11 protein-coding genes and 1 pseudogene are annotated in these 13,123 nt (G+C 51.2%); 5 read left to right on the forward strand and 7 right to left on the reverse strand.

Annotated elements, in window-relative coordinates; all coding sequences use genetic code 11:
- Nucleotides 1-323 precede the first annotated feature (323 nt).
- The 5 genes from KJI95_RS00400 to KJI95_RS00420 are packed head-to-tail and all read left to right on the forward strand — an operon-like array spanning nt 324 to nt 5,997.
- Complete coding sequence (locus KJI95_RS00400; protein WP_250885506.1) at nt 324-2,273, forward strand: exopolysaccharide biosynthesis polyprenyl glycosylphosphotransferase; 1,950 nt, start codon at nt 324-326, stop codon at nt 2,271-2,273.
- 10 nt (nt 2,274-2,283) lie between these two features.
- Nucleotides 2,284-3,756, forward strand: coding sequence for a sugar phosphate nucleotidyltransferase (locus KJI95_RS00405; RefSeq protein WP_214505203.1), 1,473 nt, complete (start codon nt 2,284-2,286; stop codon nt 3,754-3,756).
- Between the two features lie 10 nt (nt 3,757-3,766).
- Nucleotides 3,767-4,186: an adenylyltransferase/cytidyltransferase family protein gene (locus KJI95_RS00410; protein ID WP_214505204.1), complete on the forward strand. Its 420-nt coding sequence runs from the start codon at nt 3,767-3,769 to the stop codon at nt 4,184-4,186.
- A gap of 9 nt (nt 4,187-4,195) precedes the next feature.
- Nucleotides 4,196-5,455, forward strand: a complete 1,260-nt coding sequence (locus KJI95_RS00415; protein ID WP_214505205.1) for a CDP-glycerol glycerophosphotransferase family protein — start codon at nt 4,196-4,198, stop codon at nt 5,453-5,455.
- A gap of 35 nt (nt 5,456-5,490) precedes the next feature.
- A complete protein-coding gene (locus KJI95_RS00420; RefSeq protein ID WP_214505206.1) occupies nt 5,491-5,997 on the forward strand; it encodes a copper resistance protein NlpE in 507 nt (168 codons plus the stop codon).
- A gap of 303 nt (nt 5,998-6,300) precedes the next feature.
- Here the strand turns inward: KJI95_RS00420 and rfbC are convergent, their stop codons facing one another.
- The 7 genes and pseudogenes from rfbC to gmd all read right to left on the reverse strand — a co-directional run bounded on the left by rfbC (nt 6,301) and on the right by gmd (nt 13,122).
- Nucleotides 6,301-6,828 carry a dTDP-4-dehydrorhamnose 3,5-epimerase gene (gene rfbC, locus KJI95_RS00425; RefSeq protein WP_214506146.1) on the reverse strand — a complete coding sequence of 176 codons (528 nt, stop codon included), beginning with the start codon at nt 6,826-6,828 and terminating at the stop codon, nt 6,301-6,303.
- A gap of 80 nt (nt 6,829-6,908) precedes the next feature.
- A pseudogene (locus KJI95_RS19545) lies at nt 6,909-7,625 on the reverse strand (sugar phosphate nucleotidyltransferase).
- Between the two features lie 20 nt (nt 7,626-7,645).
- Nucleotides 7,646-9,073, reverse strand: a complete 1,428-nt coding sequence (locus KJI95_RS00435; protein ID WP_214505207.1) for a phosphomannomutase — start codon at nt 9,071-9,073, stop codon at nt 7,646-7,648.
- Between the two features lie 53 nt (nt 9,074-9,126).
- On the reverse strand, nt 9,127-10,533 hold the full coding sequence (locus KJI95_RS00440) for a mannose-1-phosphate guanylyltransferase/mannose-6-phosphate isomerase (protein WP_214505208.1): 1,407 nt from the start codon (nt 10,531-10,533) through the stop codon (nt 9,127-9,129).
- Nucleotides 10,534-10,558: 25 nt separating this feature from the next.
- Complete coding sequence (locus tag KJI95_RS00445) at nt 10,559-11,014, reverse strand: GDP-mannose mannosyl hydrolase (protein WP_214505209.1); 456 nt, start codon at nt 11,012-11,014, stop codon at nt 10,559-10,561.
- 15 nt (nt 11,015-11,029) lie between these two features.
- The gene (fcl, locus tag KJI95_RS00450) at nt 11,030-11,998 is read right to left on the reverse strand and encodes a GDP-L-fucose synthase (RefSeq protein ID WP_214505210.1); all 969 of its coding nucleotides are present in this window, start codon (nt 11,996-11,998) and stop codon (nt 11,030-11,032) included.
- A 5-nt stretch (nt 11,999-12,003) separates the two neighbouring features.
- Complete coding sequence (gene gmd / locus KJI95_RS00455) at nt 12,004-13,122, reverse strand: GDP-mannose 4,6-dehydratase (RefSeq protein WP_214505211.1); 1,119 nt, start codon at nt 13,120-13,122, stop codon at nt 12,004-12,006.
- Nucleotide 13,123 lies beyond the last annotated feature (1 nt).

Genomic DNA, 13,123 nt, shown 5'->3' on the forward strand with positions numbered 1-13,123 from the left:
TTCATCACTCCAAAGCCCGGCACCCCAGCCGGGCTTTTTACTTAGGTTTGGTGTTGTGCACTTTCTGTTGTGGTTGTGGTTGTGGTTGTGGTTGTGGCTATGGCTGTGCGTTCTGGCTTTTTACACGCGCTTTGTTGCACTGGCTTTTTTTAGCACTTTCTTTTCGCACTTTTTCACTGCGGCCATGTTGCGAACTGCAGTGCAATTTGCACACGCCCTGCTGTGAGATCACATATCACCCTGTTTTATATTAACTTTAATAACTGGCACGGCCAATGCACTCCCGGTTTATCTGCGCTGATGCAGGATTTCGGGAGGGTCTTATGATGAAAAGCCAAATGCCCCGCGCTGCCAAACCGCACCTTATCTGCCGTCTTATCGACCTTGCCATCGCTTCAGGCATTCTAGCGCTCTTTTCGGTACCTGTGCTGCTCTTGTGCTGTTATCGGCTTACCAAGCGCGCGGCCATCTTTGAAAAGCTGAGCCTGCTTGATGGCAATAACCGCCAGCGCCGGGTGCGCCGCCTCGCAGGCGATGGGATGCTGGCACACATCAGTGAAATCAGCTGGGTGTTTGGCGCAGGCCTTGCGCTCCTTGGCGGCGCCATCCGTTTTCATGGCCTTAACGCTACCAAATACAAGGCCTGGCCCGGCGTAGTCAATCTTGCCGATATCGAGCGGCGCATGGGCCTTGGCTGGCAGCAAAACCATGGCGCGATTAACGCGCTGCACCGCGCGCCACTTCGCTACCTCGCCGCCCTTTGCCGCGCCTTAATCACCCTGATGCTGCTGCCAACCCCAAGGCTTGGCGAGCGTAAGGTGCGCTTACTTGGCATTGAAATCGATAACCTCAGCATGGCGCAGCTGCTTGATCTGCTGATGAAACATGCCGCTCGCCGCCAAAGCCGCCATTTTGCCTTTGTTAACACCGACTGCCTGAACAGTGCCTGGCAGGATGCGCAGTACCGCGCGCTGCTGGCAGGCTGTGAGGGGGTATTTGCCGATGGCATTGGCGTGCGCCTTGGCTGCCATCTCACCCGTCAGGGGCTCAAAGATAACCTGAACGGCACAGACTTGTTTCCGCTCCTGTGTGAGCGCGCCGCCCTTGAAGGCCGCAGCATTTATCTGCTTGGTGGCAGCGATGGTATTGCGAGGGCCGCCGCTGCTGCCATGGCGGCCAAGTATCCGGGGCTCGTTATCGCTGGCTGCCATCATGGCTTTATTGATGAGCGCAGCGCTTTTGATAAAAACAGCACCCTTAATGAAAACAGCAGTGCGAGCGTCATCGAGGCGATAAACCAAAGCCGGGCAGACATACTGCTGGTCGGCATGGGCGCGCCGCGTCAGGAGCGGTGGATTGCCAAACACCGCGAAAACCTGAAGGTCGGCGTGGCGCTGGGAGTGGGCGGTTTATTCGATTTTTACTCCGGCCGCATTCCTCGCGCTCCCTTGTGGCTGCGCCAGCTCGGGCTTGAGTGGTGCTGGCGCCTGTGGCAGGAACCCGGCCGGATGTGGCGCCGGTATATTCTAGGCAACCCACTGTTTTTGCTTAGAGTACTTGCTGAGCGTCGCCGCGTTGGCAATGCCTCCAATCCTGTTGATCTGCCCAAGCTTGACTGGCTAAACACGAAGAGCGACAAACTGCGCCAGCGCCATCAGCTGCGCCTCCTTGGCGGCCGCATCGCCAAGCGCAGCCTCGATATTCTGGTCAGCAGCCTGGCACTGCTTATCCTGCTGCCGCTGTTTTTGCTGGTTGCGCTGGCGATACGGCTCGAAAGCCCGGGCGCCGTGCTCTATCGCCAAACCCGCGCCGGCGCTGACAACCGCCCCTTTACCATGTGGAAGTTTCGCTCCATGTATCTGGATGCCGACGCAAGGCTTGCAGCCCTTTGCGCCAGCAACGAGATGAGCGGCGGCGTGCTGTTCAAAATGCGCCGCGACCCGCGCATCACCCGCGTTGGCAAACTTATCCGCAAAGCCTCCATTGATGAGCTGCCGCAGCTTTGGAATGTGCTCAAGGGCGACATGTCGCTGGTTGGCCCAAGGCCCGCCCTGCCCCGCGAAGTGGCGCAGTATCCCAACCATGCCCGCGAGCGCCTGGCGGTCAAACCCGGCATTACCTGTATCTGGCAGGTCTCCGGCCGCTCTGAGCTGCCCTTTGATACCCAGGTTGAACTCGATTTGGAATATATCCACACCCAAAGCCTGTGGGCCGATGTGCGCCTGCTGGTTAAAACCATTCCGGCAGTCTTGTCTGCCCGCGGCGCCTACTGAGGAGGCCACCATGGAAGCTATTGTCTTTGCCAATCGCCACGGTAATGAACTTATACCCTTGCAACATCATTACTGCCCGGCGCTGCTGCCCATAGCCAACCGCGCCCTGATTGAATACACCCTGGACGACCTTAAAGACGCCGGCGTGCAGCGGGTGCGCATGGTCATTGGCCCCATGGCCGATGCCATCGAAGCCTTGATTGGCGATGGGAGGCGCTGGGACTTAAAGGTGACCTATTGCCTGAGCCATCCCCAGGAGCAGCCGCAAAAACTGCTCGCACGGCTTGGGCTTAATGAAGACTGCGACTATCTCTTTGTGCGGGGTGATATTTTACGAAGCCCCTGTATCAAGGCCTTTATGACCTTCGCCACCCGCCTTGGCGGTGACCGCCTGGTACCTAGGCTTGACCGGCTTTCCCCCGGGCTTTACTGCGGCAAAGCCAGCAGCCGCATGCTGGCCCAGGCGCTGGCCTGGCCCCTGAAAACCCCGAGGCCAAGCAGCGACAGTGTGCTTGAGGTACTCCACGGCCAATGCGCTCACCTCGACAGCTTTGGCTCGCTGATGGAAGCAAACCGACTGGTGGCCATGGGGCGTTTTATCGGCCTTAAGCCCCGCGGCGCAAGAAGACCGTCTGGCGACCCTGCCTCACCCTTTTATGTGGGCGCCCACTGCAGCCTGCCGGCACTGCAATACCAGCAAGGCTTTGGCGTGATTGGTGAAGACTGCACCCTGGCGGCCAATGTCAGCCTCAAGGGCGTGAATGTGCTGGGTCAGGGCTGCGTTATCGGTGCCCAGACCGAGCTGCACTCAAGCCTGGTGCTGCCCGGCACAGCCATAGGTAAAGGCTTGTATATCAAAAATAAAATCGTTTCCGGCAATCTGTTGATTGACCCAGCAAGCGGCGGCGCATTGGAAGTGAACGATGCCGCGCTGTTTTGCGCGGCTTCGCAAAAACCGCAGGCGCAGGCCTTTTCCCTGAGTCAGGTTTCAGGCCGTTTAACAGCGCTTTCGATGCTGCTGGCCCTGCCATTGTGGCCGCTGGCATCCCTTGGCCTGAAGGTGCTCGGTATGCGCTTGCCTATTGAATTTGCCCGCTCACTCAAGCAGGTACTGTTTGGCCGCAAAGCGCTGTTTTCCAGTAACGCTCTCTTTGCCAGTAACTCACATTTAGGCAGCGAGGCCAAAGAGAGCACAGGCAAGCGTGCCTTATCCGCCGCCCAGTTGCTTGGCTCCCCGGCAAGCAGCAACCAGGCCGTGTTTGGTCCACGCCAGCTTGGGCTTTTGGATACAGCTCCCGATGAAGAAATCATGCTGGTTGAGCATGAATTCAACCGCTTGCCGCTTTTGGGACAACTTATGCTGCTGCGCACCCTCGCCCGCGCCCGGCGCAAAGCGCTTGCTGACGCAGGCCGCGCCGCTCTCGTACTGGACAAGATAAGTAGCGACACACTGGTCCATCAACCCACTTCAAGCAGCCACTGAGGAGCAGATCATGACTACCATACTCACTTACGGCACCTACGATTTGTTTCATTATGGCCACGTGCGGCTGTTCTCCCGCCTCGCGGCCCTCGGCGACCGGCTGATAGTCGGGGTGTCGACCGATGAATTTAATGCACTCAAGGGAAAGGCTGCATTTTTTAGCTACCAGCAACGCGCCGAAATCGTCGCCGCCTGCCGCTTTGTGTCTTTGGTCATTCCTGAAACCCATTGGGAGCAAAAGCCAAGGGATATCAAAGGATATGGCGTGGATGTGTTTGCCATGGGCGATGACTGGCAGGGCAAATTTGACCATCTTGGCGAGTTTTGCAAGGTGCTGTACCTGCCCCGCACCGAATACATTTCCACCACCGAAATCCGCACCACCCTGGCAGAGCCTGCAGGGCTTGGATTGCAGCCACGGCAGGCTTAGGAGGCAAAAATGCGCGATATTCGTCTCGTTAAATTGACCGCCGCCGCAGTGGGAAAGCTCATTTTCTGGCTTTCAGGGCTGATGCCGCGAAATCCGCGCAAACTCTGTGTCGGCGCCTACAAAAACCGCTTTACCGATAACGGCAAGTATCTGTATCTGCACTTTGCCAATCAGCCGGGGCTTGAGGTTATCTGGATAAGCGCTGACACTGCGCTGGTTAAAATCCTGAAAAGCCGCGGGCTGATGGCGGCACGGCGCTGGTCGGTACAGGGAATTTGGCATGCGCTCACCGCCGGAGTGTATTGCTACACCAGCTATGTAGGCGATATTAATCAATGGCTTGGAAATGGCGCAACCAGGGTGAACCTGTGGCATGGCTCGCCGCTGAAAACCATAGAGTTTGATATCAAAAGCGGGCCAATGGCCGAGCGTTTTACACCGCCTTTTACGCTGGCAAAGCGGCTTGAGTATCATCAGGAATACCTGAAACCCGACTTGATGCTGGCGCCCAGTGAAACAGTAAGAGACTGCTTTTCTTCGGCATTTCGTATTCCGGCGAGCCAAATTACCATCGCCGACAATCCCCGCACCCGCTTTTATGAACTAAGCCCCTGGGCAAAGCCCCGCCGCCCAAGCCATTGGCGCCCACGCCTTATTTTGTATGCGCCTTCCTGGAAGGATAATGGCGAGGTTAAATCCCTTAAAGACACCCTCGCACCGGATAGGCTCGAAGCACTGCTGCAAAAGCTTGATGCCACGCTGCTGGTGCGCCTGCACCCCAACGAAGCCCATCTGGCAAGCGGCCTTGGCGGATATAAAGGCATAGAGGACATCAGCCACCGGGAAGACATATACGATCTTCTGCCGGCCCTGTCGCTGCTTATTACCGACTATTCATCGATTTACATTGATGCGCTCAAATACGATATTCCGCTTGCCTTCTACCGGGGCGACAACGAAGGCTTTCTGCAAACCTGCCGTAAAGCCTATGGTTTTACTGAAAATCTTGAGCCACCCGGCCCGCTGGTGACCAACAGTGCTGAGCTTTGTGCGCTCCTCGGTGATGAGAGCTCGTTTAACAAAATGCAGGCCGCAGAGGCGCGCCATCAACATCGGCGGCTTTACTGGCAATCGCCGCTGCCGGATCCCTTTCTGGTGTTAGCGCAAAGGCTTGGGCTTGAGCTCGAAGTGGAAGTGGGAATTAATCTTGAGCGTGACCAAAATCAGCCCGGGGTTGATTGTACTGCCGCCAATAAGCGTTTAAGCTGACATATCTCATTCCCTCCTGTTATCAATGGGTTAATATGTCAACACTCAACAAACCTTTGCTTGGCGCCATACTGATGACGCTGGCGCTGAGCGCCTGTGATAAATCCGCGCAGCCTGATGCAACGGCGGCAAAACCCGCCGCTGTTGAAGAAAATAGTGCGGAAGAAAAGAATGCAGCAGCCGAAAACAGCTCAGCGCAGCCCATAGGCGACAGCAGCCGCACCTCGCTGGATTGGAGCGGCAGTTATGAAGGCACAGTCCCCTGCGCCAGCTGCGAAGGCATCAAGACCCGACTGGTACTCAATGGTGATGGCAGTTATCAGCTCGAGACTCAGTATCTGGGTGAGCAAGAAGCCGGCGCCGAGCCCAAGGTGTTTGAAGAGCGCGGACAATTCAGCTGGAACGACACCGGCAGCGCCATCCAGCTTGAAAGCGGCGCCTGGTATCAGGTTGGAGAGAATCAGCTCTTTATGCTCGACCGCGATGGCAAACGCATCACAGGAGCACTGGCAGACAATTATCGTTTGGCAAAAAGTAACTGACGAAAAAGCAGAGCGGGCTAAAGCCCTTTTAGGGCGTCGCTTTTCGACTTCTAGGTGCCAGGTGCTAAGTGCTAGGTGCTAGGAAAGCCGAACGCTAGATAACCGCTCCTGCGTTATTCTACCTCCTGCATCCATGCAGTCGTTCGCTACTGAAAACCGAATGTTCGCAAGCTCACTACCGAACGCTGCATTCCTAGATTCCAGAAGCCCGCCCCGCGGGCGCCCTAGCAGCAACGCTTTTGCTGCGCCCTAGAGACACGAAGTGTCATCCTAGAAACCCGCTTGGTGGGCGCCCTGCCGCAGTTACCGCATAAAGCATAAGCCCGCGGCGTCTTTGGCTGAAATGAGTGGCTCGCCATCCAGCGGCCACTCAATCGCCAGAGTTGGGTCATCCCAGCGCAGGCAGCGCTCAGATTTGGGATGATAATAGTCACTGCATTTGTAGTGCACCATGGCGGTGTCGGATAAAACATAAAACCCATGGGCAAAGCCTTTGGGGATAAACATCTGCTTATGATTATCCGCGGACAGCACCTCTGCAACCCATTTACCATAGGTCGGCGATTCTTTACGAATGTCAACGGCCACATCAAATATCTCACCCTGAACGACAGAAATAAGCTTGTCCTGCGCCTGCTCTTCCTGCCAATGCAGGCCCCGCAGCGTGCCCTTGACCGAAAGGGAGAGGTTATCCTGCACAAAGTCCACTGGCGCGACCAACTCTTTAAATCGCGCGTGCTGCCAAGTTTCGAGAAAATAGCCCCGCTCGTCCTGAAAAACCTTGGGGACAATGATCTTGACCTCTGTTATCGCGGTGGCTAACACCTGTATGACATGCTCCTACTACTCGACACCATTAACCTTAGCGGGAAAAAGGCTTAGTCTCCCACGCCTTTAACTCTAGAATCAGGTCATTTAGGGCTGAGGAGCATGCTCTGGAGTGACACCTGGAAGTCCTCACCCAAATTTGGATCGCGTAAGCCATACTCCACAAAAGCAGCCATATGGCCAAGCTTATCGCCGCAATCGTGGAATTTGCCACTCATGTGAAAGGTTTCGACTTTTTCCGACACTAGCCGAATATCTATAGCGTCGGTAAGCTGAATTTCACCTCCGGCACCAGCAGGCGTTCTTGCGAGCAAATGCCAGATGCTTGAAGAAAGGACGTATCTTCCTACAACAGCAAGATTGGAGGGGGCTTCGTCAACTGCTGGGTTTTCGAACATATCAAAGATTTGGGTTGACTCTCCGGCGCAAAGCCCTGTCCCATTACAATCTGCTAGACAGTATTTGTTAACTTCAGCCTCGGGAACCGGTGCCACCATAATTTGGCTGGTGGCAGATGTTTTAAATCGAGCACACATGGCAACAAGGTGTCAGCACTGTGTTGATCGAGAATTACATCAGGTAAAACTACAGCGAATGGATTCTCACCAACGACTAGCTTGGCGCACTACATTGAATGCCCAAAACCGTTAACGTCGCCTTGACGAACATGCATGATGGTCACGCGCTTGGAACAAATGCTCTGCACTTCATCCAAAAGTTGCCTCTACAATGTACTGAATAAGTGGTCTATCCACCTATAGTAGCATTTGTTTAGGTGTCGCTTTTGGAGCTGGCAACATACGCGTGCCTAAGCCTGCGCCTAGTCTGACCACTCTCGCATAAAATCCTTTAATCTACCTAAACAGTTGTTGACGAGAAACTTTGCCTTATCTGTTGAGTCGGATTCGGCATAACACCGTAATTCTGGCGCATTCCCTGAGGGACGCAGATGAACTATATCGCCACAATTTAAGTGAATCCGCAGCCCATCTTTGATATCAGCTTCGCTGACGGATTCATTAGTTAACCCAAGGGCTCTCAATAAATTAACTGGTGATTCGATACCGCTAGCAATAACTTGCTGAGCAATCTCGGTAGGGAAATCTTTCAAACGATCACTGTGCGTAAATCTGCCAGGGAGTTCCTGTACAACGGCAGAGAGCGGCCTGCTGTTAGCTAAAAATATCGCACCCAATACAGGTAACACAGCATCTCGAGTTGCCAAGCGAACTAAGATACTACCGTTAAGTGCGACATCAGTACCCAGCAAGAAACCACCGTTAGCTTCGAAACCCGCAACTGCAGTGTATTCGTTGGACAAAGAGTCAAACGCTTCAATCACATAAGGTGAACCAATACGAGTCCGAACAACCTGACTTACCGCACCGCTTTTTTCGATCGCAGTGTTACAGCTGACCGGCACTGCTAGTGCGTCAATCCCCAAGCCCTTAGCACTAAGTAAACCGAGGATATCGCCCCTTAAATACTCTCCAGTCTCATCGGCCAGCAACGGTCTGTCACCATCACCATCGGTAGAAAAAAGCAGATCAAGTTTATGCTGTTGCACCCACTCTTTCGCCTGCTGCCGATCTGATTCTGCAACAGCTTCTGTATCAATTGGAACAAATTCATCGCTGTAGCCAAGTTCAATGACTTCTGCGCCAAGCTTGCTAAATAGTTCAGGGTAAAGATCTCGCCCGGCACTTGAATGTTGATAAACTCCAACCCGTAAACCTGAAAGGAGAGTCGAAGGGAAAACCTGGGTGTAGCGCTCTAAATAGGAAATACGAGCGGTGCTATTAACATGAGGCAATGGTGATAGCGTTAACTGTGGAACCACTATTTCAGCCTGCAGTATTGCAAGTTCTTCGATTTTAGTGATTTCACCAGCAATAGTGTAGAACTTAAGCCCGTTTCGATCGAAAGGTATGTGGCTACCAGTGATCATAATTGCAGGTACGCCGTCTAGCTGTGCTTTGTAAGCCAAAGCTGGCGTAGGAACGACTCCATAATAATCGACTTCAACACCAGCGCCCTTAGCCGCTGCAATGCAAGCCTGTGCCATAGCGGGGCTGCTGGGGCGATTATCAATCGCTATCGCCAGTCGGCAAGCGTTTTCAATGGATGAAATAAAAGCCAAAGTAAAAGCTGCACAAACTTCAGGAGTGAAGTCAGACACCAACCCTCTGGCACCAGAAGTCCCAAAAGCAATACCACTGGTACTTATGATGTTATTAGATGTTTGCATGAATTCCGCCGAAAGCAAAAGTTCAATTAGATAATGTTTCGAAAAAGGCGCAGCTATGCACGCCCATATCGATCTTGAAAACGAACAATATCGTCCTCACCCAAGTAGGAACCGGACTGAACTTCTATCAATTCAAGATCGACCTTACCGGGGTTCTCTAACGCATGAACGGCAGTAATCGGAATATAAACAGACTGATTCTCAGTCACAAACTGCTCAGTCTCATCGATGGTGACCTTTGCTGTACCGGATACTACTATCCAATGCTCAGCCCGATGATGATGCATTTGCACTGACAACTTGGCTCCCGGCTTTACAGTAATACGCTTAACCTGGAATCGTTCGCCACTGTCAACTGAGTCGTACTTGCCCCAAGGGCGGTAAACTTCTCGGTGGAAAGTCACTTCACTGCGGCCATCAGCCTTCAGTTTGTTAACTATGTGCTTAACATCCTGCGCCTTGTCCTTATGGGCAACCAAAACCGCATCTTTAGTATTCACGATAACTAAGTCTTGCACACCTACGGTGGCAACCAGCTTTTCATCGCCGAGAACAAGGCAGTTGGTAGTATCGACGCTAACTACATCACCATCAAAGACATTGCCATTTTCGTCTTTGTCAGCCACATCCCACAAAGCCGAAAAACCTCCGACATCGCTCCAACCAGCATCCAGCGGAACAACTACTGCACGCTCAGTCTTTTCCATTACGGCATAGTCAATAGACTCGTCAGGACATGCTTCAAAAGCCACCTTGTTGACACGAATGAAATCGAGGTCGGGAGTTTGTTCTTGAATAGCTTCTGCACAAGCGGCATAAATATCAGGACGAAACGCATTCAATTCTTCCAGATATCGGCTGGCTTTAAACATAAACATACCGCTATTCCAGTAATAATCGCCTGAAGCAAGATATTCCTGAGCAGTTGCCAAAGCAGGCTTCTCAACAAATTCAGCAACCCGAAAACAGTTCTTAGAAGCCTCAGCACCGCGTTTAATATAGCCGTACCCGGTCTCAGCATGGGTTGGTACAATACCAAAGGTAACCATATCCCCTTGCTCAGCTTGAACCTTAGCCTTCTCAATTGCATCATGGAAAGCATTGACGTTCTTGATTACGTGATCTGCAGCGAGCACCAGTAGAATTGGATCCTCTCCTTCTTCTACAGCTTTTAAGGCTGCCAAAGCGATGGCGGGAGCAGTATTACGACCAACAGGTTCAAGAATGATTTTGCAATTGATGACTTGGGCTTGTCTTATTTGTTCAGCAGTGATGAACCTGTGCTCTTCGTTACATATCAGAGTTGGCGCATGCTGTTGCAGCCCTTTTAGGCGAAACACGGTTTCTTGGAGCATAGAGCGACAACTGACCAGAGGTAAAAACTGCTTTGGGCGATTGCCTCTGGATAAGGGCCAGAGTCTGCTGCCAGCACCGCCAGCCATAATGACGGGTAATATCATACACATATACCTAAAATTAATTAGCCTAGCAAAAATATGCTTTGGTGTTATGGTGAACAGTCTCAGCACAGAGAAGTTTATCTACATTCCACCACCGATATTGGCAGTGTTGTTCAACAGGCAAATCAGTAATTTCGATATCAAGTACTAATGTATATGCCAGTACAATATAGTGAGTAGAAAAGTCCTCGGTAGAAAAGTTATCTTGGTAAAAGTGCTGGTAAACGCCTTTGAAAATCGCATCTTTAAAAGAAAGAGCTCTTCCCAACTCTTCTGAAACCAAGCGTCCGAATGCCTCTTCAAGCTGTTCGTCCTTCCGTATTCGTCCGCCAGGAACAAACCATGAGTTCTTAGCGGGTCGATTATTTCGCAAGCCCAAAAGAATCTGACCGTCCGAGTTTTGAACGATCAGATCAATGGAGACGAGTGGAGTAGATGCAACAACTGTTTTGAAAGAGCTTTCATCAAGCTGTTTAGTCACAGCATCTCCTTCTGTTTATTTACGGAATTGATCCTGATTAGATAAGAACCAATCGTAGGTAATAGCAAGCCCGGCCTCTAACCCTATCTTGTAGTTCCACCCCAAATCTTTGAGCCGAGAAACATTCATCAGTTTTCTGGGCGCACCATCAGGTTTAGTAGCATCAAATACAATGCTGCCTTCAAATCCTACAACCTTCGCCATTGTGGTTGCCATCTCGCGTATAGTACAGTCTTCACCGGTACCAACATTAATATGAGACAGCATAGGCTGAGTGTTTGCCTGATAGGAATCAGCACCAAGCTCCATCACATATACACTAGCAGCCGCCATATCATCTACGTGTAAGAATTCACGCATTGGCGTACCAGAACCCCAAACAACAACCTCAGCTGCACCTGCGAGTTTTGCTTCATGAAAACGACGCATCAGCGCAGGAATAACATGGGAGTTCTCCGGGTGGAAGTTATCATTTTCGCCATACAAGTTAGTAGGCATTACGCTACGATAATCTCTACCAAATTGGCGGTTATAAGATTCACACAACTTAATCCCGGCAATTTTTGCGATTGCATAAGGCTCGTTGGTAGGTTCCAGAGTCCCGGTCAACAAAGCTGATTCAGCCATAGGCTGCTGAGCAAGCTTAGGATAAATGCAGGAAGACCCTAAAAACAACAAACGCTGCACGTCATGTTTGTGTGCAGACTGAATAACATTGCACTGGATAGCTAAATTCTGATAGATGAAGTCAGCAGGGAATACATTGTTGGCATGAATACCACCAACCTTGGCCGCAGCCAAATAGACTTCATCAATACTTTCAGCAGCAAAAAAAGCATCTACACCTGCCTGACTGGTCAAATCCAATTCATGTCGACTCTTCAGAACCAGTTCAATGTCAGCCCTTTGTTTAAGTTGCCTGACAATAGCTGAACCAACCATACCTTTATGTCCAGCAACAAAGACTCTTTTTTTAGAAGTCATTTAAACTACCTTTCGACAGAGATAGATACATCGTGTCCATGCTCTTTAAGTAGAGCGTGCTGCTTAGCCTTAGACAAGTCGCTCGCGACCATTTCGGCACACATCTCCTCAACGGTGATCTCTGGAACCCACCCCAGCTTCTGCTTAGCTTTTGCAGGATCGCCGAGCAGAGTCTCAACTTCAGCAGGACGGAAATACCGAGGATCTACTTTAACAATGACATCACCTACCTTCAAAGCTGGTGCATTGTCACCATGAATCGCAGCTACAGTAGCTATCTCTTCTACTCCCTCACCGGAAAACTCCAATTCTATCCCCAACTCTTTTGCTGACAACCTGACAAACTCACGAACAGAGATCTGCTTACCAGTAGCAATAACAAAATCTTCAGGGTGCTCTTGCTGAAGCATCATCCACTGCATGCGAACATAGTCCTTTGCATGACCCCAGTCACGAAGTGCATCCATATTCCCAAGGAATAAGCACCCTTCTAATCCCTGCGCAATGTTGGCAAGTGCGCGGGTGATTTTGCGTGTTACAAAAGTCTCGCCCCGACGAGGAGATTCGTGATTGAAAAGAATGCCGTTACAAGCATACATGCCATAAGACTCACGGTAATTAACAGTAATCCAATAGGCATACATTTTCGCAACAGCATAAGGAGAGCGAGGATAGAAAGGAGTCGTTTCCTTTTGAGGTATCTCTTGTACCAATCCATATAATTCTGAGGTTGAAGCCTGATAGAAACGAGTTTTCTTCTCCAAACCACAAATACGAATTGCTTCCAATAAGCGAAGTGTTCCTAAAGCATCTACATCGGCAGTATACTCAGGAGATTCAAACGACACGGCTACGTGTGATTGAGCTCCCAAGTTATACACTTCATCTGGCCGGATCTGCTGCATTAATCTGACGAGGTTAGAGGTATCAGTCAAATCGCCGTAATGAAGTATGAAATTTGGATTATCCTCATGCCGATCCTGATATATATGATCAACCCTTTGCGTATTAAACAATGAAGCGCGGCGTTTTATACCGTGTACTTCATATCCTTTTTCAAGGAGAAACTCAGCAAGATATGAACCGTCTTGACCTGTCACGCCTGTAATAATTGCTTTCTTCATA

The sequence above is a fragment of the Shewanella jiangmenensis genome, assembly GCF_018596335.1.
GTDB lineage: Bacteria > Pseudomonadota > Gammaproteobacteria > Enterobacterales > Shewanellaceae > Shewanella > Shewanella jiangmenensis.